Below are 26,203 nucleotides of genomic sequence, written 5' to 3' on the forward strand. Positions count from 1 at the left end.
CGCCCGGGCCAAAGGATGCGCCATGGCCGATCCCGTCCACGCCCTCGCCCGCGCATTGCAGGCGGCGATCACCGCCGCGTTCGGCGCCGAGCACGCCGCGGTTGATCCTTCCCTGCGCCGCTCCACCCACGCCGACTACCAGGCGAACGCCGCCATGGCGCTCGGCAAGCGCCTCGGCAGGCCGCCGCGCGAGGTCGCTGCGGCGATCGTCGCGGCGCTGCAGCTCGACGGGATCTGCCGGAAGGTCGAGATCGCGGGCCCCGGGTTCGTGAACCTGACGCTCGAGGACGCGTACCTCACGCGCGAGCTCGCCGAGACGGCGGGCGGCGGCCGGCTCGGGATCGCGCCCGCGGCGCAGCCCGAGACGGTGATCGTCGACTACTCGGGCCCCAACGCCGCGAAGGAGATGCACGTCGGCCACCTCCGCAGCACGATCATCGGCGACGCCCTCGCGCGCGTGCTCGAGGCGCTCGGCCACCGCGTGATCCGCCAGAACCACCTCGGCGACTGGGGCACGCCGTTCGGCATGCTCATCGAGCACATGCTCGATCTCGGCGAGGCCGCGGCCTCGCAGGAGCTCTCGGTCGGCGATCTCGACGCGTTCTACCGGCAGGCGCGCGCCAAGTTCGACGGCGACCCGGCGTTCGCCGAGCGCTCGCGCCGACGGGTCGTGCGGCTGCAGGGCGGCGACGAGCAGACCCTCGCGCTCTGGCGGCAGCTCGTGCGCGAGTCGACGCGCTACTTCGAGTCGGTCTACCGCCGCCTCGGCGTGACGTTGACCGACGCGGATTTCGCCGGCGAGAGCTTCTACAACCCGATGCTGCCCGACGTCATCGAGGAGCTCGGCCGCAAGGGGCTGGCGCGCGAGAGCGAGGGCGCGCTCTGCGTCTTCCCGGCCGGCTTCACGGGCAAGGACGGCGCGCCGCTGCCGCTCATCGTGCGCAAGCAGGACGGCGGCTACGGCTACGCCACGACGGATCTCGCGGCGATCCGCCACCGCCTCACGGCGGTCGGCGCGCGCCGGATCGTCTATGTCGTCGGCGCGCCGCAGAGCCAGCACTTCGCGATGGTCTTCGCGACCGCGCGCGAGGCGGGCTGGCTCGCGCCGCCGGCCCGGGCCGAGCACGTGGCGTTCGGCTCGGTGCTCGGGGCCGACAAGAAGATGTTCAAGACGAGGAGCGGCGACACCGTGAAGCTCTCGGACCTGCTCGACGAGGCCACGGAGCGCGCGTCGAAGGTGGTGCGGGAGAAGAACCCCGAGCTCGACGCCGAGGCCGCCGATGCCGTGGCGCGGGCGGTCGGCGTGGGCGCGGTGAAGTACGCCGATCTCTCGAGCGACCGGATCAAGGACTACGTGTTCGACTGGGATCGCATGCTGGCGTTCGAGGGGAACACGGCGCCCTACCTGATGTACGCGCACGCCCGCATCCGGTCGATCTTCCGGAAGGCCGGCGTCGAGTCGCCGCGCGAGGCCGGGATCGTGCTGAGCGAGCCGGCGGAGCGGGCGCTCGTCCTGGAGCTGCTCCGGTTCGGCGCCGTGCTGGAGGACGTGGCCGCCACGCTCGAGCCGCACCGCCTGTGCGGTTACCTGTTCGAGCTCGCGGGGTCGTTCACGACCTTCTACGAGCGCTGCCCGGTGCTCCGCGCCGAGAGCGACGAGGTGCGCCGCTCGCGCCTCGCGCTGTGCGATCTGACGGCGGAGGTGCTGGCGAAGGGCCTAGGCCTGCTCGGGATCGAGGCGCCGGAGCGGATGTAGAGCGGCCGGCAGCGGCGCCCGTCGGCGGGCGCGCGTCTGCGTGAGCTGCGCGTCTGCGTGAGCTGCGCGTCTGCGTGAGCTCCGCGCTCGCGTGAGCTGCGCGTCTGCGTGAGCTCCGCGCTCGCGTGAGCTGCGCGTCTGCGTGAGCTCCGCGCTCGCGTGAGCTGCGCGTCTGCGTGAGCTGCGCGTTGCGTGAGCTGCGCGTTGCGTGAGCTGCGCGTTGCGTGAGCTGCGCGTTGCGTGAGCTGCGCGTTGCGTGAGCTGCGCGTTGCGTGAGCTGCGCGTGTTCGAATCGAACCGAGGTTGCGCTCGCCCGCTCGAGGTTGCGTGGGACGTCGGTCCGTTCCCTATGGCAAAGTGCAGCATGATCGAACGACGGCTCGCTCTCCCCTGCACCGGCATGGCCGTGACGGCGATGCTCGCCGTTGCACTCGGGTGCTCCGCGGTGGGCGGCGCGTCCGCGCAGGGGGGTGGGGGAGACGGGCGCGGTGAGCCCGCGGGGACCATCGGCGAGGACGCCTCCGACGGGCTCGATGAGCCGGGCGAGCCAGGGCTCGGCCCTGGTGGCGCAATCCCTGTCACCGATCCCAACGTGGACGGCGACGGGGACGGGTTCACGCCCGCCGAGGGCGACTGCAACGACGTCGATGGAAATGTGAATCCAGGCGCGATCGAGGTCGAGGTCACCGAGCCTGACGCGAGCGGCCATATCCCCGCGCCGGCGGACGAGGATTGCGACGGTGTGATCGACAACGTGCCGCCACCGTGCGACGAGGGCCTCGCGCTGGAGGACTTCGATCCGGTGGACGGGGCCAAGGCGATCGACCTCTGCGCCGTGGCGTCCCGCGAGGACAGGCGGTGGGGCGTGATCTCCGCGAGGTATGTCCGCGGGGACGGCTCGTCTGCAGAGCGGTCGCCCGCGGTTGGCGTCTTCGATGGGTTCGGCCCCAACGTGCACGTGCAGGGCGGCGCGCGCCTGCTCGCGCTCTCGACGGGGAGCGCACGCCTGCCTGGCCACCCCGACGCCTGCTGGTCCGGGAGCTGCTCGAGCTACGGTGCCGGCACAGCGCCCCCCGGGTTCCCTCAGGACAACCCTGCCTGTCCTCCGTCCAGCTTCATCAACGACGACATCGGCCTCGAGGTCGTCCTGCGCGCGCCGACGAACGCGACCGGCTACGAGTTCCTCTTCAAGTTCTATACGTTCGAATACCCGGAGTGGGTCTGCGAGGACTTCAACGATCAATTCGTCGCGCTGGCGACGCCCGCGCCTCCCGGATCGTACAACGGCAATCTCTCGTTCGACGGGGAGGGGAGGCCGGTCAGCGTCAATATTGCGTTCTTCGATGTCTGCGACGGATGTCCGCTCGGCTCGGGCGAGCTCGTGGGGACGGGGTTCAGCCCGCGCCACGACGGCGGCACCCGGTGGCTCAAGACCCGCGCGCCGGTGCATGGCGGCGAGGAGATCTCGCTCCGGTTCATCCTGTTCGACACCGGCGACGATCGCTTCGACTCGACCGCGCTCATCGATGGCTTCCGCTGGATCGCGACCGGCGGCACGGTCAGCCTGGAGACGGCGCCCGCGGTCAATCCCCTCTGAGGCGAGGGGCGCTCCTCCCTCGCGCCGACGCCTCGTCGGGGTGGGGTCGCGAGGCCTGGTGGCCTCGCTGGGCGCTCCGGGCTACCGGCACGTCAGGCAGTCCCCCCCGCAATCCACGGCGAGCTCGCTTCCATTTAGGACCCCGTCGTCGCACGAGGGCGCCTGGCAGACACGCTCCCTGCACACGCCGGACGCGCAGTTCTCGCCGGTGAGGCACCCCTCGCCCGCGGGGCAGAGCGGGCATGAGCGCGTGCCGCAGTCGATGCCGGTCTCGAAGCCGTTCGCCACGCCGTCGACGCAGGTCGGAGCCTGGCAAACCCCCTGACGACACACGCCTTCCTTGCAGTCGATGCCCGTCTCGCACGAGGCGCCGAAGCCGCACGGCTGGCACGAGCCGCCGCAGTCGCGGTCGGTCTCTCCCTCGTCCTCATCCGTGACGTCATTGCTGCAGTGCGGGGGGATGCAAGCATCCGCCGTGCAGGTCCAGCCCTTGAGGCACTCCTCGCAATTCCAGATCTGGATGACACCACCACTCCCCTCGCAGGAAAGGAAAAAAGGCGCCGTCAGCCCCAATGCAATGACGCGTCGAAGCATGGTGCTCGCTCTTCTCGTAGTTGATGGTCTGGTGACGATGACAGTACATCATGCACGGGCATCGAGGGCACCGATCTGGCTTTTTGCGAGCGGATTTATAGCATTCCGGACTGCCGGTCCGGATTGTCAAATAATCGACATGAAAGAGCTCCTCGGTGCGCGGGCGCCTGGATCCGACGAGCGGAGATCGGACGCGCAGAGATGGGACGTGCAGAGTAAGGCGGGTGAGGAGAGGGGACGAGGCTCATCCACCACGCGCCACGCGAGAGGAGCCGCAGCGGCCGTTCTCTACGGATCGGCAGGAGCGCGCCGTTCGATGGCTCTCGCGCCCGACAGGACCGCACGGAGCGCGCCGGCCGGACGGGGATAGGAAGGCGATGGGTGGAGCGGGCTGTGAGCGGGCCTTGGCTCCTTGGCAGGGCGGCGCGCTCCTCACGCGAGACGGCGCGCGCCGCGCTCAGGTGCGGGCGGCGGCGCGGCGCGCCGTGACGAAGGATCGCACGCAGAGCGCGACGTAGCCCGCCGAGAGGACGGCCATCACCGACTGGGCGATGACGGCCGGCGGGCGCGCCACGTCGCCGCCGGAGAGCAGCGTCGGCAGCTGGGCCAGGCCGCGCGCGGAGCCGAGGAAGCCGAGGACGCCGACCATGGCCGACGCGTGCATGGCGTGCATGCGGTACCTCTCCTGTCGCGCGAGCAGGCCGAGCCCGATCGCGACGACCCCGAAGCCGGCCGGGATGAGCGCCGTCGGCGCGCTCGTCGCCGCGAATCCTCCGACGCCGAGCGCTGTGAGCAGCGCTCCGTAGCCCATGGTCAACGTGGACATGCTCGACATGAAGAGCCTCCTTTTCGGAGCCCCGGGATACCGCGCCGGGCGCGCGCCCGCCACCGCGTCCTGCCTGCTCGCCCGCCCGTCGAGCGCCCGCGCTCGCGCGCTCGCGCGCTCGTCATCACCCCGCCCGCGGGAGGCAGCCCGTGGTCGCCGCGGCCGCGTTCGCGTTCCTCGGCCCTCGCGCCCTCGCGCCCTCGCGCCCTCGCGCCCTCGCGCCCTCGCGCCCTCGCGCCCTCGCGCCCTCGCGCCCTCGCGCCCTCGCGCCCTCGCGCCCTCGCGCCCTCGCGCCCTCGCGCCCTCGCGGGTCTTCGCGGGCGGGGCGCCGCGGCGTGGTTAGAATCTGCCGTCCATGCTCGGCCTCTCCCGCCTGCGGGACAGCTTTGCCTACACCCCACGGACGCTCCAGCTCGTCTGGCGCTCGTCGAAGGCGGCGAGCGTCGCCCTCGGCGCGCTCACGCTCGCCGCGGCGGGGCTGCCGCTCGGGGTGGCCTACGTGGGAAAGGCGATCACCGACGCGGTGGTCGCCCGCGATGAGCGCGCGGCGCTCGTGTGGGTCTCGGTCGAGCTCGGCCTCGTGGCCGCGCTCGCGCTCGTGCAGCGCGGGCTCTCGCTGATGCGGCAGCTGCTCGGCGCGCGCCTCTCGATCGACATCCACGGGATGATCCTCGAGAAGGCGCTCTCGCTCTCGCTGGTCCATTTCGAAGACTCGGAGTTCTACGACCAGCTCACCCGCGCGCGCCGCGAGGCGTCGTCTCGCCCCGCCTCCGTCGTGACCGAGAGCTTCTCCCTCGTGCAGAACCTGATCACGCTCGCGGGGTACGCCGCGCTGCTCGTCGGGTTCAGCGCCCTCGCGGTGATCGCGCTCGTGCTCGCGGCCGTCCCCGCCACGGTCGCCGAGGCTCGCTTCTCTGGCGCGGCGTTCCGCCTCCGGAACTGGCGCTCTCCCGAGGCCCGCCAGCTCAACTATCTGGAGTACGTGCTCGCCAACGACGGCCACGCCAAGGAGGTGAAGCTCTTCGGGCTCGGGCCGATGTTCCTCGAGCGGTACAAGGCGCTCGCGACGTCGTTCTACCGGGAGGACAGCGCCCTCGCGGTCCGCCGCGCCGGGTGGTCCTACGGCCTGTCGCTCCTCGGCACCGCCGCGTTCTACGGCTGCTATGGCGCCATGGCGGCCGGCGCCGCGGCGGGGAGGCTCTCGCTCGGCGAGATGGTCCTTTACGTCGCTGCCTTCCGGCAAGGCCAGCAGGCGTTCCAGGCCGTCCTCGCCGGCGTCGGCGGCATGTACGAGCACAACCTCTACATGTCGAATCTCTTTCAGTATTTGGCCATCCCGACCGGCGAGCCGACCGCGCTGCCGGCCGTCAGCGGAGGCGCGCCTGCGCCCCTGTCGGCCGACGGCGCGCACGACCGGGGCGTGCGGTTCGAGGGGGTCGGCTACCGGTATCCTGGCCAGTCGCGCTGGGCGCTCCGGGGGATCGATCTCCACATCCCGAGCGGCCAGAGCCTGGCGCTCGTCGGGCACAACGGCGCCGGAAAGACCACGTTCATCAAGCTGCTCGCGCGGCTGTACGAGCCCACCGAGGGGCGGATCCTGCTCGACGGCAAGGATCTCCGCGCCTGGGAGCCCGACGCGCTCCGCCGGAGGATCGGTGTCGTCTTTCAGGACTTCAACCAATACCAGCTCACGCTGCGCGAGAACGTCGGGCTGGGCAGCGTCGAGCACCTCGCGGACGAGCCGCGCGTCGCGCGCGCGGTCGCCGAGGGCGGCGCCGACGAGGTCGTGACGACCGTGCCCGGGGGCCTCGACGCGCAGCTCGGGCGCTGGTTCAAGGGCGGCGTCGAGCTGAGCGGCGGGCAGTGGCAGAAGGTGGCGCTCGCGCGCGCCTTCATGCGCGAGCAGGCCGACATCCTCGTGCTCGACGAGCCGACCGCGGCGCTCGACGCCGAGGCCGAGCACGCGGTCTTCCAGCGGTTCCGGTCGCTGTCGAAGGGGCGGACGACCATCGTCATCTCTCACCGCTTCCCGACCGTGCGCATGGCCGACCGAATCGTCGTGCTCGACGGCGGGCGCATCGTCGAGGAAGGCACCCACGACGAGCTCGTCGCCCGTGGCCAGCGCTATGCCCGCATGTTCGCGCTGCAGGCCGAAGGGTACCTGTAGCGCCGCCGGCGCGGCGCGTTCGGCGCGCCGGCGAGCGAGCGGCGCGCTGCTCACGCGAGGCGGCGCGCTGCTCACGCGAGGCGGCGCGCTGCTCACGCGAGGCGGCGCGCTGCTCACGCGAGGCGGCCTGCCTTCCCGGGGGCTCAGGCGAGCTCTGCCTGCTAGGCTCGCGCTCATGCGCGACACGCTCCCCAAGGAGGTCGGCCAGGCGGTCCACATCCTCCGGTTGCTCCGTGGGCTCAGCATGCAGGAGTTCGCGGAGCGGGCGCAGCTCTCGGCCACGTACCTGCGGCAGGTCGAGCGAGGCGAGCGGGATCTCGGGCTCGGCGCGCTCGGCCTGATCGCCCAGGGGCTCCAGTGCGAGCCGCGCCTCCTGCTCCCCGGCGACGGGCGCAGCCCTGTCGCATCCATCGTGGCAGAGCGCTTTGATCAGGCCGAGGAGACGCTCCAGAGCGCGATCCTCTTTCTGCTCATGGAGCCTGACGATTCACCGAGAAAGCAAGCAATGCTCGCCCTCGCCAGCGAAGATCCGGAGCGCGCACGCCCGGCAGCTCCGCCCAAGTCGCCCCGGCCGGAGCGCGCTTTTTCAGGGCGTATTACTCCGCCGTCGAGCCGTCGTTCCGGAAAGTGATAGACCCGCCTCGCGCGCTCCGTGGCGCCGGTCCGCGCTGGCGACGGCTTCCGCGCGCCTGAGACCTCTGTTACTGTCCCCGCCAACCGATGTCCCCCGCGCCGTGTCCGGGGGTGTCATGGACTCGAACCTCGTGCCGGAGGTCCGACGCAGTGAGCAGAATCTTTTGGGCTGATCCAACACCGCAGCCAACATTGAAGGACGCGCGCCGGGCCGTCCTCTCCCTCTTCTTCTTCCCGCGCGCGGGACCTGAATCCTCCGTCTCCATCGTGCTGGCCGAGGCGGAGGGGCCATGGTGATCCTGGGGCAGGAGTTCGCGGGCTACACCATCGTCGCGAGCCTCGACTCTCCCGCTCCGGCGGAGGCGTATCGCGCGCTCGACGCGGATGGCCGCGAGGTGACGCTCTATGTCCAGGAGGGCATGGGCACCGACGCCGATGTGTTCCGCGGCGCGCTGGAGCGGCTCCTCTCGGTGTCTGCGGGGGTGCACGGCATCGTGCCTGTGATCGCGGGCGGGATGGAGGGAGACGCGGGGTGGATCGCTGCCCGGCAGAGCGACGATCCCTCGGTGGAAGATCTGCTGCCCCGGCTTCGCTCCGTCGCGTACGAGCTCGTCGTCGACGTCGCGCGGACGCTCGGCGCGGCGCACGCGCTGGGGCTCTCGCACGGGGATCTCGGCCCGCACACGGTGGTGGTCACCGGTCAAGGCGCCGCTGTCCTGAGGGCGTTCGGGCTGCACCTGCTGTTCGGGGCGCCCGAGGACGCCATGGCGGACGCGGCGCGGTACCGGGCGCCGGAGCTCTTCGACTCGCGTGCGATCGATCAACGAACCGACGTCTACGGCCTCGGGATGCTGCTGTATTGCCTCCTCGGGGGTCAGCGCCCGTTCGACGGCCACGACGATCTGGATGTGTGCGCGCTCGACGAGGTGCCGCCGCCGCTCGAGGGGGTGTCGGCCCAGGTGAACGAGGCGCTGACCCGGGCGCTCGCCAAGGACCCTGACGCGCGGTTCCAGACGGTCCACGAGCTCATGGCCGCCGTGCGGCCGCTGCTCGTTGCTGCGGCGCCGCTCGCGGGGGGCGCTCCGCCGCCGAGGGCGGCGCGCCCGCAAGCAGCGGGGGCCCCGTCGCTGCAGGAGTCGGCTCCGGATACGGAGCGGAGCGTGCCCGCTCCGGCGTCCCGCAACACGCTGCCCACCGGGACCTTCCCTCCGGAGGCCATGCGGCACCCCGTCGTCGAGATCGCCGCACCGCGCTCGCGCAACAACGTCCTGTTGGCCGGTGGAGCGCTGCTGCTCGTCGCGTTGACGAGCGCCGCCGTCGCGGTGCCGTTGAGCTCGTACATCGCCCAACGGGGGACACCGCCCCCGCCGGCCGAGCCGCCGGCGCACGCAAGTGATTCACATCGCGATGAGTCGACAGCCTCACCGGCACAGTGCGACCCCGGCGCCTCGGAGGCGGTGGGTCCGTCCGTCGAGGCGCCGGCGACGAAGTCCGGGGCGACGCACCGTGTCGAGCCGGCCCCGCTGGTCGCGACTCCGGCCGTGGAAGCCAAGGGTAGCCCCGGGCCACGGTGGTACGGCGACCAGCTTTTCTAAGGCAATCCGCAAGTCCGGTAGCAAACGACACCCCGGCGGATTGGGGCCGCCGGGGTGTCTACGCCGCAGACCTCGTGCCGGAGGCCTGGACGCATGGCTACCCTACTAAAAGCATTGCCTCGATCGATCGTGTTTTCTCACTTCGCGGAGAATTTTTCTTCGATTGCCAGCAGAGCCGCCTTTTCAGCCGGATTTCGGAGGGCGAGGCGCTGGGCGAACCGACCGAGGTTGAGGGCAGGGCGCCGACCGAGGTTGAGGTGCCGGCGAGCCGAATCGACCAAGGTTGAGGCGTCGGGCGGGTGATCCGACCGAGGTTGAGGTGCCGGCGGGGCGAACCGACCGAGGTTGAGGTGCCGGCGGGGCGAACCGACCAAGGTTGAGGTGCCGGCGGGGCGAACCGACCAAGGTTGAGGTGCCGGCGGGGCGAACCGACCGAGGTTGAGGACGCCGGCGAGCGGGGACGCTGAACCGCAAGCCCGAGGACGAGGGCGGCCCTCAGACTCCCCTCGGCGCTCCGCGAGCGCTCAGCGGAGCTCGTTCCCAGGGAGCGGCTGGAACACGCTCGCCCGGTACCACCTGAGCTCCTCGATCGACTCGCGGATGTCGTCGAGCGCGCGGTGGATCTCGCGCTTCCTGGGCGCGGCGCGCGTCGGGTACCAGCGGCGCACGAGCTCCTTGAGGGTCGAGACATCCACGATGCGGTAGTGCAGGAAGGAGAGGAGCTCCGGCATGTAGCGCTGCAGGAAGGCGCGGTCCTTCCACACGGAGTTGCCGCACAGCACGGCCGTTCCCTTGTCGCAGTGCGCCTCGAGGAACGCCCGCGTCTGGGACTCCGCGTCGCCGACCGAGAGCGTGGACGCGCGGATGCGCTCGAGGAGCCCCGAGCGCTCGTGGAGATCGCGGACGAAGTCGCTCATCCCCGCGAGGACGCTCTCCGGCTGGTGGATGACGAGGCACGGCCCCTCGGCGACCACGGTCAGGTCGGGCTCCGTGACGATGGTCGCGATTTCCACGATCGCACACGAGCTCTCGTCGAGCCCCGTCATCTCGAGATCGACCCACACCATGCGCTGCGACCGGTCCGTCATCGGCGGCGAGCATAGCCGATCCGCGCCGGCTCAGGTCCACCGGGACCCGTCGCGACCGAGGCTGCCCCGGGAACGGGCGGTGTGCTAAGCACGGGCCGGACATCGGGCTCGGAGGCCTGTCATGCGAGACGTCTTCATCGTGGATGCCGTTCGCACGCCGCGCGGCCGAGGCAAGGCGGGCAAGGGAGCGCTCTCGGGCGTGCACCCTCAAGAACTCCTCGCGCAAACGCTCAATCGCCTCGCCGAGAAGACCGGCGTCCGCAAGCAGGACGTCGAGGATGTGGTCGTCGGGTGCGTGACCCAGGCGGGCGAGCAGGGGGCGTGCATCGCGCGCACCGCCATCCTCGCGGCCGGCTGGCCGGACGCCGTGACCGGCGTGACCGTCAACCGCTTCTGCGGCTCGGGCGCCCAGGCCGTGAACTTCGCGGCGATGGGGGTCATGTCCGGCCAGCAGGAGGTCGCCATCGGCGGCGGCGTCGAGAGCATGTCGCGCGTGCCGATGGGCTCGGACGGCGCGCCCCTCGACGGGAACAACCTCGCCCTCCGCAAGAAGCTCGCGATGGTCCCGCAGGGCATCTCGGCGGACCTCATCGCCACGATCGAGGGCTTCTCGCGGGACGACGTCGACCGCGTCGCGCTGGAGAGCCAGCGCAAGGCCGAGCGGGCGGCGGGCGAGGGGCGCTTCGCGAAGAGCCTCTTCACGGTCGTCGATCTCGACGGCAAGCCGCTGCTCGACAGGGACGAGCACCCGCGCGCCGGGGCGACGATGGAGGCCCTCGCGAAGCTCGAGCCCGCGTTCGCCAGCCTCGGGTCGACGCCGATGGGCCCCGCCGGCGAGACCGTGGATGCGCTGGCGCTGGCGCGCTATCCGCAGGTGGCGTCGATCCAGCACGTGCACACGGCGGGCAACTCGAGCGGCATCGTGGACGGGGCGGCCGTCGTGCTGCTCGCGTCCGGCGACTACGTGAAGGCGCACGGGCTCGCCCCGCGGGCGAGGATCCGCGCCACGGCGACGGCCGGCGCCGAGCCGGTGATCATGCTGACGGCCCCTGCGCCCGCGTCGGAGCGCGCGCTCAAGAAGGCGGGCATGCAGGCGCGCGACGTCGATCTCTGGGAGATCAACGAGGCGTTCGCGGCGGTGCCGCTGCAGACGGCGCGCAAGCTCGGCATCGACCTCGACCGCGTCAACGTGAACGGCGGCGCGATCGCGCTCGGGCACCCGCTCGGCGCGACCGGGGCCTGCCTGATCGGGACGGCGCTCGACGAGCTGGAGCGCGCCGGTAAGGCCACCGCGCTGATCACGCTGTGCATCGGCGGAGGGATGGGCGTGGCCACCATCATCGAGCGGGTGTGAGCCGCTCCGGCGCGGTGATGGAGGTGCGCGACGAGCACGAGGGCGCCTCTCACGAGCACCGGCACGGGCGCGGCGCTCGACGCGGCGAGGGGCACGATCACGGGCATCACCACGCTCCAGGGAGCGATCACGGCCACGACCACGGCGACCCGCACCACCATGACCACAGCCACGATCTCCGGCGCGCGCCGCTCCGCCGGCTGATCGCGGCGTTCGCGCTCACGGCGTCGTTCCTGGTCGTCGAGGCGGCGGTCGGGTGGTGGTCGAAGAGCCTCGCCCTGCTGGCCGACGCGGGCCACATGCTCGCGGACGCCGCGGCGCTCGGCATCGCCATCATCGCCCAGCGCATCGCGGCGCAGGCGCGGACGCGCGAGCGGACGTACGGATTCCGGCGCGCGGAGGTGCTCGCGGCCTTCGCCAACGGCGTCGCGCTGGCGCTGACGGCGATCTGGATCTTCATCGAGGCGGCCCACCGCTGGCGCGCGCCCCAGGCGGTGCACGCCGAGGCGCTGGCGATCACCGCGGCGCTGGGGCTCATCGTGAACGTGGTCGCGGCGGTGCTGCTCTCGACCGGCGAGCACGGGCACAACATCAACACGCGGGCCGCGCTGGCGCACGTGGTGTCGGACGCGCTCGGCTCGATCGGCGCCATCGCGGCGGGCGTGCTCATCCTCTCCTTCGGCTGGACGCGGGCCGATCCCGTGATCAGCGCGGCCATCGGCGCCCTCGTGCTCTGGGGCGGCTGGCGGCTCGTGCGCGACACGTCCCGCGTGCTCATGGAGGGCAGCCCGATCGAGATCGATCTCGCCCACGTCGAGGACACCATCCGGAGCGTGCCCGGCGTCGTCGACTTCCACGATCTGCACGTCTGGTCGATCTCCGACGGCTTCAACGTGCTCACCGTGCACGTGGTCCTCGCCAAGGGGCACCACGGCACGAACGTGGCCGCCGCGGTGGCCCGGCGGCTGCGCGAGAAGCACGCGCTCAACCACTGCACGATCCAGCCGGAGCCGCTCCAGGAAGAGCACCTGGTGACGCTCAGGCGGCCGGGCGCCGGGGCGCCGCGCGGGGACGGGCCCGCGGGCGATCGGAGCGGCGCTTAGTACTACAGTTGCACATGCTCCGGGCCGGACGACTCGTCAATGCGGTTCCAATGCGGTTCCGCGCAAACCTGGTGCGAGCTGCAGAGCCCGGGTGCCCACCGTCCCGCCGAGCCCGACGTCGAGCATCCCGAGGCTTAGATGGTTGCGCCAGTTCGCCAGGCAGCAAACTGCAACTGTAGTATTAGAGCGGCGGTCACCCGCGTCGGATACGGGCCCATCTCGACGTTTTCGGTGCTCAGCGCACTGGAGTGCGCTTCCGCGCCGAAAACGCCGATCTGGGCCCGTCTCCTGTGCGGGTGACCGCCGCTCGGCGACGCGTGGTTCAGGGGCGGCTGAGCGCCGCTCTAAATCCGGCTCTCCGCTTCGCGTCACACGCCGCAGTCGACGTTGCCGCGCTGGAGCCCCGTGAGGCGCGAGTCGCCGAGCGCCTCGGCCTCGGCGAGGAGCCACCGGAACATCCCGTTCGCGATCGCCCGCTCCTTGCGCGTGTTGAACAGCCAGACGGCCGCGTGGCACACGTCCGCGTGCAGCTTGGGGAACGCGAGGCGGCGGAACTCCGTGCCGACGAGCACCGCCGCGGCCTCGTACTGCGCGCGCAGCGAGGTCCACTCGCGCCACTCCGAGAGCGGCGGGAGCTCGCGCCGCTCGTCGACGCGGCGGCGCAGGGCGTCGCACGCGATCTCCACCTCGGACAGGAACTCGTCCCGGAGGCGCCGGTGCGTGCGGCCGATGGTCGCGCCGAGGTCGTCCCACGCTTCGCGCGGCACGCGCGCCGCGCGCAGCGTCGCCGCGAGATCCTCCTCGACCGCGCGCGCGAGCGGGCCGAGCGCCGCCTGCGCCCCCGAGGCGCCGAGCGACGCCGCGCGCTCGCGGAGCTCGGCCTGCGCGCGCTCGTCGTCGAGCGCCGCGTCCCACGCGCCGCCGAGCCGCCTGAGGTCGTCGCCCGAGACCTGGCCCCGAGGCCGGAGCAGAAGCGCGGCGTGGAGCAGCACCGCCCGGCTCCACAGGTCCCCCTCGGCGACCTTCGCGGCGCAGGGCTCGGGCGCCTCCGGCTCCGGGCGCGGCGCGCCCGCGCCCGCGGCCAGGGCGCGGCGCACGAGCGGCAGCGTGGCGCGGCGGCGGGGCGCGATGAGCCAGCGCAGCCAGAGCTCGAGCGCCCCGGGCGCGGGCTCCTCGCCGACAAGCCGCGCGGCGACCGCGCCGAGCAGCGACAGCGCCCTGCCGCCCCCCACGCACGCGTGCGCGGACACGGCCGCCCAGTCGCCGCGGGAGGCCGCCTCGGCGGCGAGCCAGCCCGCGGCGATGCGGCGGGCCTCGCGGGGGCACGCGCGCTCGTCCAGGCTGGCGACGCTGTCGAAGAGCTCCCGCGCGCCCTCCACGTCCCCGCGGTGCGCCGCGAGCATCGCGCCGGCGGCGATCCCCGCGCCGCGCAGCGGAACGGCGCTCGGCGACGTCGGAGACGGCGCAGGCCCCGCGCCCATGCGCTCCCCGCCGCGCTCGATCAGCTCGCTGACCCAGGCCTCCGCCGCGGCGTCTGGCTTCCGCGCGCGGCAGAGCGCCCACGCGGCCGCGAGCGCCGCGCCGCCGCGCCGGTCGGCGCGCCAGGTGGCGTCCGACAGCCACGCGACGCAGTAGGCGGTGCGCGGCAGCCCGAGCGGGATGAGCACGTGGCGCGCGAAGAGCCAGGGCGCCATGAGGACCGTGAGCGGCGCGAGCGGCAGCGCGCACCAGAGCTGACCCGAGGCGAGCGCGAACGCGATCGGCACGAGGACGATCACCACGACGGTGTTCCAGTGGGTCAGGCCGAGCATCTCGGGGCGCGGCGCCGCCCCGGGCGAGGCCCTCCGCACGGCAGCCTCGCTGATCACCCGCACGACGAGGGCGAGGACCAGGAGGACGCCCCAGTTCATCGCGCCCTCCAGCCGAGCGCGGACAGCGCCTCGGGCCACGGCGCGCGCGGATCCTCCCCGGGCGGCTCCGGCGGCGGCAGCTCGCCGAGATCGTCGTCGAGGTCGTCCTTCGGCGGGGGCCTCGGGTCGAGCCGCGCCCAGACCTCGTGCGCCAGGCGGCGCTCCGGGTCCCGCAGCGCCGCCATGGCCTGCCGCACCTTGTCGGCCGTCCGCGCGCCGGGGCCGACCGGCGTCGGGTACATCGCGGCGCTCGCCAGCTTGAGCTCCAGCATCCCGAGCAGCTTCTGCCCCTCGCGCTCGATCTCCGCGCGGCTCGCGCTCGGGCGCAGGCCGAGCACGTAGAACGGGTTGTCGCGGATGCGGCCGAGCGCGTCGTCCATCACCGCACCCCGGACTCGTGGCCGAGCCTTCGCTTCTGCGCGTCGACCGGCAGGAGGCGCCAGAGCTCCTCGGTGATCGTCCGGAGCGCCGCCGTGTCGCCGCGCCCCGCCGCGCCGCGCCCGTCGCGCACGAGCCGCTGCGCGCGCACCAGATCCGAGGCCTGGTGCGCCTCGGAGGCGGCGTCCTCGAACATCCACTCCCACGCCTTCGGGTGGCGGTGGAACGCCGCGCTGCTCAGGTTGCGGACCAGGCGGAGCTGCCGCTGCAGCTCGACCTGGTTCTTCTCGGCGCGCGCCCGCGCCACGCCCTGCGCGGCCTCCTCGAGGAGCGCCTTCTCGGTGCTCGAGCCGAGCTGGGAGATCCACGTCGACGCGTTCGCGACGGCGGCCTGGGCCTCGGCGTCGAGCTCCGGCCAGCGCTTGTCGGCCTCGGCCTGCTCGAGCAGGACGTCGAGCTCGAGCAGCGCGCGCCGCGCCTTCTGCCCCGCGTCGGCGTCGCCGCCGCGCGCCGCGGCGGCGTCGCGCTCCACCTCGGCGAGCGCGCACTCCACGTAGGTGACCTTGCCGAGCGCGTGCGGCGCGTCCCTGCGCAGGGCGGCGTGGCGCACCGCCGCGAGCCGCTCGCGCATCGCGGCGAGCGAGGCGTCGAGCACCTCCGGCGCCGCCTCGGGGACGAGGAGGTGCGCGACGCGCTCGAACACGAGCCCTTGCGACGGGATCAGCGCGCGCGCCGAGAGGTGCCCGCCCCGATCGAGCTCGAGCGTCAGCTCGATCGCCGAGCCCGCGGGCAGGGTCGCGGTGAGCCCGCTCCCGTCGATCTCCAGCGCCCCGACCACGCGGCAGAGGTGCGCGACGTCGAGCTCGCCCTGCACGACGGGGATCTTCAGCACGCACGCGCTGGAGCCCTTCGGGACGCTCTCCACGCTGTGGTGCACGAACGTCCGCCGGGCCGGCAGCGGCGCGCCCCGCTCGAAGTAGACGCGCACGGAGTTGTCCGCGAGCGCGACCCCGATCGTGCGCGACAGCGGCGGATCGCCGATCGTGAGCCCCTGGACGATCGTGATCGTCTGCGGGTGCACCGGCACCCTCGCGCCGCCGGCCGCGCTCGCCTCGATGTTGAAGACGTTCGGCCGGCGCGGGAGCAGGTCGACGGTCACCACGAACGCCCCCTCGGCGTCGAGCGGGGCCTCGGCGCTCGTCCACCCGTCGCCCTCGCGCGCGAGCCGGATCCGCTCGGGCGCGGCCCCCGGCCCCTCCATGACGCGGCCGACCACGTGGGGCGTGAGATCGCTCGACATGGCCGGGTACTGGAGCCACAGCCGACGACCCTCCTCCTTGGATCGCGCGCCCGCGGAGGAGGCCCGCGCGTCGAGCCCCGCCGTCGCCGCGTAGATCGAGGCGCCCTGCGCGACGAGGGTCATCGGGTCGAGCCCCTCGCCGAAGGGCGCGCCGAGCGCCTCCCGGACGCGCTCGCGCAGCGCCGGCATCACCGTCGGCCCGCCCACGAGCACCACGCGCGCGAGCTGCGACGCGTCGAGCCCGTGCGCCGCGAGCAGCCGCCGGCACACCTCGATCGAGCGATCGATGATCGGCGCGCAGAGCGCGTCGAGCGTGGACCTCCGCAGGACCAGGTCGACGTCGACGGGCGCGCCGTCCACCTCGAACGCCGCGGGCACCGCGAGCGCCGCCTCCTCGGCGCGGGTGAGCTCGATCTTGATCTCCTCGACCGCGAGCTTGAGCTTGCGGAGCGCGGCGGCGTGCCGCGGGTCGGCGCGACTCACGGCGATCGTCGACTGGGCGCGCGCGATCTCGGCGAGCGCCCAGTCGACGATCGCCCAGTCGAAATCGCGCCCGCCGAGGAAGTTGTCGCCGTCGTGCCCGACGACGCGCAGCAGCCCGTCGCGCGTCTCGAGCAGGGAGACGTCGAACGTCCCGCCGCCGAGGTCGTAGACGAGCCAGCTGCCCGTGGACTCCTCGGCCGTCCAGCCGGCGGCCAGCGCCGAGGCCACAGGCTCCTGGATCAGCTCGATGCGCTCGAACCCCGCCCGCCGCGCCGCCTCCGACGTCGCCGCGCTCTGGGGAAGCTCGAAGAGCGCGGGCACGGAGATCACCGCCGAGGCCGGCAGGACCCCGAGGTGCTCCGCGACGTCGGCGCGCAGGGAGCGCAGCACCTCGGCGGCGAGCTCCTCGGGCTTCTTCGCGACCTTCGCCGCCGCGAACTCGATCGGCTGGGCCGTCCCCATCAGCCGCTTGAACTCAGCGCGGGTGTTCTGCGGATCGCTCTCCAGGAACCGGCGCGCGCGCGCGCCGACCGTGACCGTCCCGCGCGCGTCGATCCGCACCACGCTCGGGGTGAGCGTCGCGCCCTGGGAGTTCCTGACGAGGGTGACCTTCTCGCCGTCGAAGGCGGCGGCGGTCGAGTTCGTGGTGCCGAGGTCGATGCCGACGTAAAGCGGGCGTGCAGCCATCGCTCGGAAGGATACACGCGCGGAACGGCGGCCGCCCGGTGAGGCACGGAACACGCCGGGCGAAGCGCCCGCGTGGCGCCTCGCAGCGGGCGCCCGCTCGCCGCGAGGCGCGTCCGCCCTCGGGGTACGGGGACGGCGCACGTCGGCGCAGCGCCGCGACGCCCGCGGTCACCCCGCGAACAGCTGCGTCACCCAGACCCGGCCGCTCGGGTCGCGCACGACCGCCGCGCCGGTCCTCCGGTAGCGCGGGTCGAGCAGGTTGCCCCGGTGCGACGGGCTGGCCCAGATCGCGCGGTGCGCTCCCTCGGTCGTGCCCGAGCTGGCCACGTTCTCCCCCGCGATCGTCGCCTCGTACCCGGCCGCCCTGAGGCGCGCCGCCGGATCGCCCGAGCCCACGTCGTGGCCCACCATCTTCGCCTTGATCATCTCCTCGGAGTGCGCCCGCGCCAGCGCGGCGAGCGCCGCGTCGCGCGCGAGCGCGGGCAGGCGCTCCGACGCCCGCGCGGCGTTCATCATCCGCAGCATCGCGTCGTCGTCGCCCTGCGCCCCCTTCGCGGCGTCCTCGCCGGGCGCCGCCGCGCGGACGAACCGCCCCGGCGGAGCGCTCCCCGCGAAGATCATCGCCTCCAGCACGGGCCTCGGCCCTGTCGACACCGTGGCCAGCACCTGCACGAGCCAGCTCCCCGGCTGGTCGACCGCGAAGCTCGAGCGGAGCCGCGCGCCCGACAGGGAGCTCAGCACCGTCTTGGGCGCGCCCCGCGGCCCCAGCAGCACCACCTTCGCCGCGGTCGCCGGGACCCGCATCGTCCCTTCGAGGGTCACCCATTGCCCCACCCGCGCGGTCGTCGGCAGCGGCGACAGATCCGCGAGCGCGTCCACCCCGATCGCGGCCACGATCACCGTCCCGTCCGGCTTCCTCGCCTGGGCCACCCCACATCGCCGCACCCCGAGGGTGGGCCATCCCGAGAGCCACCCGTCGATCCGCGCCCCGATCTCCGCCGGCCCGAGCCCTTGGCCGGAGATCGACCATCCCCTCGGCCAGGCGTGCGGCGCGCCGGCGGCGCGCAGGGTGAACGCGAGCTCGTCGGGCGGCATGATCTCCCCGCCCTGGAGCTGCCGTTCGACGTTGCGCTGGGCGACGGCGGCGAGCGCCGAGTCCGCGCTGCCGCAGCGCGCCGCGAGCGCGGCGATCTCCGCCGAGACCGCCCTCGGGGGTTGTGGCGAGCGCGTCGTCGCCTCCCACGTGAGCGCCGGCGGCTCCGCTGCCGCCGCGCCCGCGGAGGCGAGCGCCGCGCCGAGCACCCCGCTGGCCCACCATGACCGCATTCGACTCGGCTAGCAGGTTTCCCGCCCCGGCGCTCGTTCACCCGCGTTCCCCGCATCCACCTGCGTCGCGGCGAAAGCCGCGCATTCCCGCGGGCGGCTCGTGCTACCGTGGCCGTCGCGCAGCATGGCTGAGGTCTCCAAGGCCGCGAAGGTCGGCGTGATGACGATCGTGCTCGCGGGCGCGGCCTACGGCGGGTACCGCTTCGTCTCGCGCGACGTCGGCGGCGGGAGCGGCTACCGGGTCTGGGCCACGCTGCCCGACGCGATCGGCGTATCGCCGCAGTCGCGGGTGATGATCTCGGGCATCCAGGTCGGCGTCGTCGACAAGATCTCGCTCTACAACGGCCAGGCGCGCATCGACATCAAGATGAGCCCCGACGTCCCGCTCTACGAGGACGCGGCCATCGGCAAGCGCGCGACGAGCCTCATCGGCGAGTCGTTCGTCGTGCTCTCGCCCGGCACCGAGGGCAAGCCGCGCATCCCCGACGAGGGGAGGGTCCTCTATTACATCGACGAGCCGACGATCCAGTCGATGCAGGGGCAGGTCGCCGAGATCCTGAAGGACGTCAAGACGGTCACTGAGACGCTGAGGAACACCGTCGGCTCCGAGAACGGGCAGGAGCGGCTCGCCCAGATCCTCGACAACCTCGCCGAGGTCACCGAGCAGATGAACGCGACCGTGCGCGAGAACCGCGCCGGCGTCACGCAGACGATCAACAACATCAACCAGATCACCGGCGAGTCCGGCCCGCGCCTGCGGGAGATCCTGCGCAACGTCGAGCAGGTGACCCGCGACATCCGCACGATGACGGCCGCGGCCGAGGTGCCCGGCCGGAACGGCCAGCCCGGGGAGCTCCGCAGCGCCGCGGAGCGCGTGGGCCGCGCGACCGAGAGCCTCGAGTCGGCGCTGAAGCACGTGGACAGCGTCGCCGCGCGCGTCGACCGCGGGGAGGGGACGCTCGGCCGCATCACCCGGGACGAGACGCTGATCAACGAGGTCGAGACGGTCGTCGAGAACGTCGGCGAGCTCGTCGGCGGGCTCAGCCGGTTCCAGACCGTTGTCGGGCTGCGGACCGACTACAACTTCCTGGCGAACACCATCAAGAGCTACGTCGAGCTCAGGCTCCAGCCGGCGGAGGACAAGTACTACGTCGTCGAGCTGGTGAACGACCCGCGCGGCAAGACGGACTTCCAGCAGATCGACATCGACACGACCAACCCGAACGAGCCCGCGCACTACCGCGAGGTCCGCACGATCACGACGAACGCCTTCCGGTTCTCGTTCCAGTTCGCGAAGCGGCTCGGCCCCTTCACGGGCCGGTTCGGCATCAAGGAGTCGACGGGCGGCCTCGGCCTCGATCTCCACCTGCTCGACGATCGGTTCGAGCTCCGCCAGGACCTCTTCGGCTTCGGCGAGGAGCTGTCGCCGCGCTGGCGCGTCGCGCTCGCGTACGAGTTCATCCGCAAGCTGTGGCTGCTCGGCGGGATGGACGACATCCTGAACGCCGATCGCCGGGATTACTTCATCGGCCTGCAGCTCCGGTTCAACGACGCCGATCTGAAGACGGTCCTGCCCTTCGCGCCGTCGAGCTTCTGATCGCGCCCCCGCCCTCTCGTCGCGGCCCCGGCGGTGCGCACGAGCCCCTGTGCTATAGCGCGAGCATGAAGCGCTCGCTTCTTCGTGAAGTGCGTCGCGGATACGCGCTCTTGATCCCTCTCGTCGCGATCTCGGCGGCGGCCTTCGCTTCGGCCTGTCAGGGGTGCAAGCTCCCTGCGACGGCCGCCGTCAGCGCGGACGCGGACGTGGACGCGAACGCGAACGCGAACAGACCGACGGTGCGCCTCTACGTGCTCAGCACCGTGGCTGGCGCGCTGGAGCCGTGCGGCTGCACGAAGGATCAGCTGGGAGGCATCGACCACCTCGCCGCCCTGATCGAGGCCCAGCGCGGCGAGGCCCCGGATCGGCTCGTTGTCGGCGCGGGGCCGCTGCTCTTCACGGACCCCGAGGTGAAGCCGGAGCGCTCCTCGCAGGACGCGTGGAAGGCCGAGGCGATGGCGCTGGCGGCGAAGGAGATCGGGCTGACGGCGTGGGCGCCCGGCGAGAACGACTGGGCGCTCGGCGCGGAGGCGCTCGGCAAGTACCAGGAGCAGTCCGGGGCGGCGCTGCTCGGCAAGAACCTCGAGGGCGCGAAGGGCGTCCAGGGGGTCGTCGTGCGCGACGTCTCCGGCGTGAAGGTGGGCCTCATCGGCGTGAGCGACCCGAAGGGCCGCGCCGGCGCCTACCCCGACGGCGTCAAGGCCGCCCCGGCGATCGACGCGATGAAGGCGGGCGTCGAGGAGGCGAAGAAGCAGGGCGCGAGCGTCTTCGTGGGGCTCGCGGCGCTGCCCAGGGGCGAGGCGCTGCGGCTCGCGGACAATGTGCCGGAGCTGCACGTGCTGGTGCTCGGCAAGCCGAGCGAGCGCGGCGACGGCAACGACGGCCCGAAGCCGCCCGAGATCATCGGGTCGACGCTGGTCGTGGAGACGCCGAACCACCTCCAGTCGGTGGCGGTCGTGGATCTCTTCGTCCGAGGCGGCGGCAGCGGCCCGCTCGTGTTCGCCGACGCGGGCGGCGTCGCGAAGGCCGGGGAGCTCATCAGCCTGTCGGAGCGCATCCGGGAGCTCGAGATCCGCCTCAACGGCTGGGAGGGCGACAAGCGGGTCGCGGCGAAGGACGTCGAGGCGCGGAAGGCGGATCTCGAGAAGCTCCGGGCCGAGAAGGCGCAGCTCGAGGCGGCGGAGACGAAGGTGACCGGCAGCTTCTTCCGCTACAGCTCGATCGAGGTGCGCGAGAAGCTCGGGGCCGACAAGGACGTCGCCGGGCAGCTCCTCGCCTATTACAAGCGGGTCAACGACCACAACAAGCAGGCCTTCGCGGATCGCGTCCCCGAGAAGCCGGCGAAGGGCGAGGCCAGCTACATCGGCATCGACGCCTGCACGAACTGCCACGACGAGGAGCGCAAGGTCTTCGACGGCACCGCGCACGCGCGCGCCTACGCCACGCTGCAGCAGGATTTCAAGGAGTTCAACCTGGACTGCGTGAGCTGTCACGTGACCGGGTACGCCAAGCCGGGCGGATCCACGGTGACGCACAACGCCTCGCTGCAGAACGTGCAGTGCGAGGAGTGCCACGGTCCCGGCTCGCTGCACGCGAAGGATCCCGACAAGAAGGGGCTCATCGTGCTCTCGCCCCCGCCCCAGAGCTGCGTCGCGCAGTGTCACCACCCGCCGCACGTGGAGGGCTTCGACCCCGTGGCCAAGATGCAGCTCATCCTCGGCCCCGGGCACGGCAGGGACTGAAGGAGGGGGCGCGACGGCGGCCCTCTCCTCGTGGTTCATCTGGTTCTGGGCTGCTTCCGGGCTGCGGCATTCCCGCGCCGATTCGATCGCGCTACGGCATGCGCCTGTGACGAACGTCCACGCCGTCGTCTCCCGCCTTGGCCCTGTCGAGGGCGCGATCCTTGCGGAGCTCACCGCGGGCGCGCCCCCGTTCGCGGTGCACCGCCGCGCCGCGCTGAGCTCGACGCTCCGCTACCTGGAGGGCGGCAGCGGCTCGCCGGTGGTCCTCCTGCACGGCCGCGGGAACGCCGCGACGACGTGGTTCCCGCTGCTCCCCGATCTCGCGCGGCGCCACCGCGTCGTCGCTGTGGATCTGCCGGGCTTCGGCCACGCGTCGTCTCCGCCCTTCGAGGGCGGGGGCTTCGAGGAAGGGCTCCGCTTCTTCGCCGATCCCGTGGAGGAGCTCCTCCTCGAGCTGGATCTCGGCGACGCCGCGCTCGTCGGCCACTCCCTCGGCGCGCTGGTCGCGGCGGAGATCGCGCTCCGCAGGCGCGCGCGCCCGCGGAGGCTCGTGCTCATCGGCGCGATGGGGGTCGGTCCCGTCATGACCTCGTGGAGCCGCGCCTATTTCCGCGCCCCGCCGGAGCGCCTGGTGCGGGTGCTCGGCCCCGCGCTCTTCCGCCGCATCCATCCGCCGCGGCCCACCCCGCTGGGCGAGCGTCTGGCCGCCTTGCACAGCGAGTTTTACGCCGTGCCCGACGGCCGGGTCGCGCCCGTCGCCGCGTTCAACGCGCTGTTCCCCGCCTTCGGCGCCGTTCCCCATCGCCTCCCGCGGCTCGGCGAGATCGACGCGGAGACGCTGGTGCTCTGGGGCGAGCGCGACGACGTGTTCCCGGCGCCGATCGGCATCGCCGCGGCCGCGGCGATCCCCCGCGCCACGCTGCACATGGTGCCGCTCGGGCACGCGCCCCACCTGGAGGACCCGGCGCTCGTCCTCCCGGCGCTCACGGCGTTTCTCTCGGCCGGTGCAGCCTCATCCCCGTAGCCTTCATGCGGTGGCGCGACACCGCCGCGCCGTTCAGGAGGGGAGGATCGCGGTCCGGGATGGGAGGATCGTGGTCCGGGATGGGAGGATCGCGGTCCGGGATGGGAGGATCGTGGTCCGGGATGGGAGGATCGCGGTCCGGGATGGGAGGATCGCGGTCCGGGATGGGAGGATTGCGGTCCGGGATGGGAGGATCGCGGTCGAGGGCTTCAGTGCACGCCGCCGACGAGCCACGCCTGCGCCGGGACGAGCACCTCTTCGGGCGAGCCTCCGCCCTGCGACGCCGGGCCGGTCGCGCTGCCGTCTCCCATCGGCGTCATGCGGAACCCGTGGTCGCCGAACACGAGCAGCAGCGTCCGCGGCGGCAGGCTGGCCATGAACCGCGCGACCACGTCGGCGACCTCCTCCGCGATGGCCTCGATCCGCTCGGCGAACGGCGGGCCCGCGGCGCGCAGGCGCGCCTCCACGAGGTCGAGCTTCATCAGCTCGCGCGACCCGACCCGCTCGCGCCGCAGCGTCGCCACCGCGCGCCCGCGGGCGATGGCGGGCTCCGCCTCGCTCGGGGGCATCGTCTCGCGGAGCCCGTCCGGCCCGCGGGCGAGCAGCGAGATCTGCGCCGTCGTCGTCGGCGGCAGCGCCGCCCAGAGCAGCGATCGCTCCACCAGGATGGCCCGATCCATCATCATCTCCCTCAGGTGCGCGGCGACCCGCTCGCCGAGGTCGAAGCGCATCGCGTCCACGAGCAGGAGCTTCACCCCGCGCGCCCCGTTGAGCCGGGCGATGCGGGCGGCGATGTCCGGCGCGTCGAACACCATGGGCGGCCGCTTGCCGGTCACGCGCAGCGCCGAGAACGCCTCCCGGTAGCTGTGCTCGAAGCTGGTCCTCCAGCTGTCGACGACGCCGCGCACCGCGGCGTCCGTCTCGCCGGCGAGCGTCGCGCCGAGCAGCGGCGTGTAGTGCGTCGCGAACAGCTGCTCGATGACCCGGACCGGCTTGGGGCCGCGGGCGTTGTCGAGCTCGACGGCGAGCGCGCGCCACTCCGCCGCGCTGAGGACCCGGTCGCGCGGCGCCTTCCGCTCCCGCCGCGCCTGCGGGGGCGCGTCGGCGTCCGCCTGGGCCGCGTCGACGTGCGGCGCGCTCGGCGCGCTCGGCGCGGCCTCGTGCGCCCCTCGCGGCGGCCTGAGCGTCGTCCCTGCGCCGTGCTCCTCGTGCGGCGCGGCGGGCTCGGCGGCCAGCGCGACCGGCTCGGCGCTGGCGGGCGCCATCGCGGCCGCCTCGTCCGCGGCGGGCGGCGTGCTCGCGCCCGGCGCCCGCGCCGCGACGGCGCCTCTCCCGGCGACGGCCGCCGGCGCGTCCGCGCGGCGGATCCTCGAGGAGCGGGGGGGCAGCACGCCGCGCAGCCGCCCCTCCGTCCGCCCTTCGGCGGAGGCGATCGACGCAGCGGCTCCGTGCGTCTCGGGGGCCGTCGGCCTGGCCCGGAGCGCCTCGTCCGGGGCTGTCGGCCCGGCCTGCAGCACGTCGTCCAGCGCTGTCGGTCCGGCCGGGCGCGCGTCGTCCAGCGCTGTCGGCCCGACCGGGCGCGCGTCGTCCAGCGCTGTCGGTCCGGCCGGGCGCGCCTCGACCGGAGCTCTCACTGCGGAGCTCGGCTGCGCCGGCCCGACGGGGCGCTCCTCCCCGCGCGCCGCGAGGCTCCGCGCCTGCCCGCGCGGGGACATGGAGGAGATCGCGCCGTACCCGTCGCATGCGCTCCTCTCGACGAGATCCGCGAGGGGCACCGGCGCGAGCACCTGCGCACACCTGTCGTCCGCGTCGAAGACGAGCGCGACGGGCGCCTCGCGCGCCGCGCCGAGCCAGGCGAGGAGCGTCGCGCTGTCGTCCGGGTGGATCGCGCGCGGCGAGGCTGCGCGCCCGCCCGCGAGGCGCGGCAGGGCGACGGCGAGGCCCGCGGCGCCGAGCGCCCTGGCGCGGAAGATCTGGTCCGCGATCACCACCTCGACCGGCGCGCCTGCCTGGACCCGCGGCGGCAGCGCGCCGCGCAGGGCCAGCGCGAGCTCGACGGCCTCCTCGATCGTCGCGCGGAGCTGCCCGTCGGGCGCCGCCGGGGCGCTCGCCCAGAGGAAGCGCTGTGACCTGAGCTCGCGCTCGGAGTCGGCGCCCTGCCCGCTCGGGGCGAAGCGGGCCGTGCCGCACGGGGGCGCAGGGGGGGACGTCGGTCGGCCCTCCTCGGAGGCGGAGTCGAGGCGGGAGACAGGATCGAGGCGCATCGCGCGGGACCCTCGCAGAGCTCGCGGAAATGGGCCAAGTTTCGGCGATCGCGCGACCGCCGGCCGCGGCGTCAGCGGGCCTCGCCCGAGGCCGCGGCGGGCTTAGCGGGACTCGCGCGCCGGCCTAGCGGGACTCGCGCGCCGTCTCGGCCATGAGGGCGAGCAGGGAGCAAGCGATGGCGAACCGGGCGTCGAGTCGCCCCTGGTTCATCGACAGGTCGAGCGTGAACTCCTTCACGAAGAAGCGGAACACCTGCTTCACCTTCGCGACCTCCTGCTGGTGGAGCTCGATGTGCCACTTCCCGACGAGGAGCGGGAACATGCGGCGGAGCAGCGCGGCGCCATCCTCCTGCATCAGCCCGACCGGCTGATCCGCGGGGTCGAGGATGTCCCAGGTGTCGCGGACGATCGATTTGAGCCCGCGCGAGCGGATGGTGCCGACGCGCTCGCCGGTGCGCGCGTCGAGGACGTCGAGGCACCGGTTGAGGGCGATGACCTGCCGCGATCGGATCGTGAGCAGCGGCTGCGACTCCGACTCGTCCGCGAAGAGGGTGAACTCCTCACGCAGCTTGAGCAGCGGGTGCTTGACGAAGCAGACGAGGGAGCCGTCGGGCGCGTAGACGTGGAACTTGCGGCCGAGCAGCGACCAGAAAGGCCGCTTGATCGTGTACGTGGGGTGCGAGAACGGTTGAACCGCGAGGCCGCCGTACGCGGCTTGGGCCTGGACCATGGGGCTGGCAGTCTGCATTGGCGTCGAGTAGGCCGGAGCCGAGCGCGTC

19 protein-coding genes are annotated in these 26,203 nt (G+C 73.2%); 10 read left to right on the forward strand and 9 right to left on the reverse strand.

What is annotated here, in order from left to right:
* Nucleotides 1–22: 22 nt before the first annotated feature.
* Both argS and WMF19_RS36810 read left to right on the forward strand, forming a co-directional pair.
* Nucleotides 23–1,756, forward strand: a complete 1,734-nt coding sequence (argS, locus tag WMF19_RS36805) for an arginine--tRNA ligase (RefSeq protein WP_437894638.1) — start codon at nucleotides 23–25, stop codon at nucleotides 1,754–1,756.
* A 364-nt stretch (nucleotides 1,757–2,120) separates the two neighbouring features.
* Complete coding sequence (locus tag WMF19_RS36810; protein WP_437894639.1) at nucleotides 2,121–3,353, forward strand: choice-of-anchor L domain-containing protein; 1,233 nt, start codon at nucleotides 2,121–2,123, stop codon at nucleotides 3,351–3,353.
* Between the two features lie 81 nt (nucleotides 3,354–3,434).
* Here the strand turns inward: WMF19_RS36810 and WMF19_RS36815 are convergent, their stop codons facing one another.
* Both WMF19_RS36815 and WMF19_RS36820 read right to left on the reverse strand, forming a co-directional pair.
* Nucleotides 3,435–3,947 (reverse strand): hypothetical protein, encoded by a 513-nt coding sequence (locus WMF19_RS36815; RefSeq protein ID WP_272102370.1) that lies wholly within the window; start codon nucleotides 3,945–3,947, stop codon nucleotides 3,435–3,437.
* 457 nt (nucleotides 3,948–4,404) lie between these two features.
* Nucleotides 4,405–4,782, reverse strand: coding sequence for a hypothetical protein (locus WMF19_RS36820; RefSeq protein WP_272102371.1), 378 nt, complete (start codon nucleotides 4,780–4,782; stop codon nucleotides 4,405–4,407).
* Nucleotides 4,783–5,128: 346 nt separating this feature from the next.
* Between WMF19_RS36820 and WMF19_RS36825 the strand changes: the two genes are divergently transcribed.
* From WMF19_RS36825 to WMF19_RS36835, 3 genes are all read left to right on the forward strand, one after another.
* Nucleotides 5,129–6,940 (forward strand): ABC transporter ATP-binding protein, encoded by a 1,812-nt coding sequence (locus WMF19_RS36825; RefSeq protein ID WP_437894641.1) that lies wholly within the window; start codon nucleotides 5,129–5,131, stop codon nucleotides 6,938–6,940.
* A 175-nt stretch (nucleotides 6,941–7,115) separates the two neighbouring features.
* Nucleotides 7,116–7,571, forward strand: a complete 456-nt coding sequence (locus WMF19_RS36830; RefSeq protein WP_272102373.1) for a helix-turn-helix domain-containing protein — start codon at nucleotides 7,116–7,118, stop codon at nucleotides 7,569–7,571.
* A gap of 292 nt (nucleotides 7,572–7,863) precedes the next feature.
* Nucleotides 7,864–9,168, forward strand: coding sequence for a serine/threonine protein kinase (locus WMF19_RS36835; protein WP_437894642.1), 1,305 nt, complete (start codon nucleotides 7,864–7,866; stop codon nucleotides 9,166–9,168).
* A gap of 524 nt (nucleotides 9,169–9,692) precedes the next feature.
* On the opposite strand, the gene orn is transcribed toward WMF19_RS36835, so the two are convergent.
* The gene (gene orn, locus WMF19_RS36840) at nucleotides 9,693–10,256 is read right to left on the reverse strand and encodes an oligoribonuclease (RefSeq protein WP_272102375.1); all 564 of its coding nucleotides are present in this window, start codon (nucleotides 10,254–10,256) and stop codon (nucleotides 9,693–9,695) included.
* A 121-nt stretch (nucleotides 10,257–10,377) separates the two neighbouring features.
* Here orn and WMF19_RS36845 point away from each other — a divergent pair, with 121 nt between their 5' ends.
* Together WMF19_RS36845 and WMF19_RS36850 are read left to right on the forward strand one after the other, a co-directional pair.
* Nucleotides 10,378–11,610 carry an acetyl-CoA C-acetyltransferase gene (locus WMF19_RS36845; protein ID WP_437894643.1) on the forward strand — a complete coding sequence of 411 codons (1,233 nt, stop codon included), beginning with the start codon at nucleotides 10,378–10,380 and terminating at the stop codon, nucleotides 11,608–11,610.
* A complete protein-coding gene (locus WMF19_RS36850; protein WP_437894644.1) occupies nucleotides 11,607–12,713 on the forward strand; it encodes a cation diffusion facilitator family transporter in 1,107 nt (368 codons plus the stop codon). Before WMF19_RS36845 ends, WMF19_RS36850 begins: the two co-directional genes overlap by 4 nt.
* Before the next feature lie 368 nt (nucleotides 12,714–13,081).
* Here WMF19_RS36850 and WMF19_RS36855 read toward each other — a convergent pair whose 3' ends face one another.
* The 4 genes from WMF19_RS36855 to WMF19_RS36870 form a co-directional block, all read right to left on the reverse strand.
* Nucleotides 13,082–14,662, reverse strand: a complete 1,581-nt coding sequence (locus tag WMF19_RS36855) for a hypothetical protein (RefSeq protein WP_437894645.1) — start codon at nucleotides 14,660–14,662, stop codon at nucleotides 13,082–13,084.
* The gene (locus tag WMF19_RS36860; protein ID WP_437894647.1) at nucleotides 14,620–15,003 is read right to left on the reverse strand and encodes a hypothetical protein; all 384 of its coding nucleotides are present in this window, start codon (nucleotides 15,001–15,003) and stop codon (nucleotides 14,620–14,622) included. Before WMF19_RS36860 ends, WMF19_RS36855 begins: the two co-directional genes overlap by 43 nt.
* A complete protein-coding gene (locus WMF19_RS36865; RefSeq protein ID WP_437894648.1) occupies nucleotides 15,003–17,471 on the reverse strand; it encodes an Hsp70 family protein in 2,469 nt (822 codons plus the stop codon). Before WMF19_RS36865 ends, WMF19_RS36860 begins: the two co-directional genes overlap by 1 nt.
* 168 nt (nucleotides 17,472–17,639) lie before the next feature.
* Nucleotides 17,640–18,797, reverse strand: coding sequence for a CAP domain-containing protein (locus WMF19_RS36870; protein ID WP_437894649.1), 1,158 nt, complete (start codon nucleotides 18,795–18,797; stop codon nucleotides 17,640–17,642).
* Nucleotides 18,798–18,921: 124 nt separating this feature from the next.
* On the opposite strand from WMF19_RS36870, the gene WMF19_RS36875 reads away from it, so the two are divergent.
* From WMF19_RS36875 to WMF19_RS36885, 3 genes are all read left to right on the forward strand, one after another.
* Entirely contained in the window at nucleotides 18,922–20,394 is a 1,473-nt protein-coding gene (locus WMF19_RS36875; protein WP_272102381.1) for an MlaD family protein, read from the forward strand.
* 110 nt (nucleotides 20,395–20,504) lie between these two features.
* Nucleotides 20,505–22,136 carry a multiheme c-type cytochrome gene (locus WMF19_RS36880; protein ID WP_437894650.1) on the forward strand — a complete coding sequence of 544 codons (1,632 nt, stop codon included), beginning with the start codon at nucleotides 20,505–20,507 and terminating at the stop codon, nucleotides 22,134–22,136.
* 106 nt (nucleotides 22,137–22,242) lie between these two features.
* Nucleotides 22,243–23,160, forward strand: coding sequence for an alpha/beta fold hydrolase (locus WMF19_RS36885; RefSeq protein WP_437894651.1), 918 nt, complete (start codon nucleotides 22,243–22,245; stop codon nucleotides 23,158–23,160).
* Between the two features lie 209 nt (nucleotides 23,161–23,369).
* On the opposite strand, the gene WMF19_RS36890 is transcribed toward WMF19_RS36885, so the two are convergent.
* Nucleotides 23,370–25,424 (reverse strand): hypothetical protein, encoded by a 2,055-nt coding sequence (locus WMF19_RS36890; RefSeq protein WP_437894652.1) that lies wholly within the window; start codon nucleotides 25,422–25,424, stop codon nucleotides 23,370–23,372.
* 124 nt (nucleotides 25,425–25,548) lie between these two features.
* Nucleotides 25,549–26,154 (reverse strand): hypothetical protein, encoded by a 606-nt coding sequence (locus WMF19_RS36895; protein WP_272102385.1) that lies wholly within the window; start codon nucleotides 26,152–26,154, stop codon nucleotides 25,549–25,551.
* Between the last annotated feature and the right edge of the window lie 49 nt (nucleotides 26,155–26,203).

This window comes from Sorangium sp. So ce124 (assembly GCF_051525235.1).
GTDB lineage: Bacteria > Myxococcota_A > Polyangia > Polyangiales > Polyangiaceae > Sorangium > Sorangium atrum.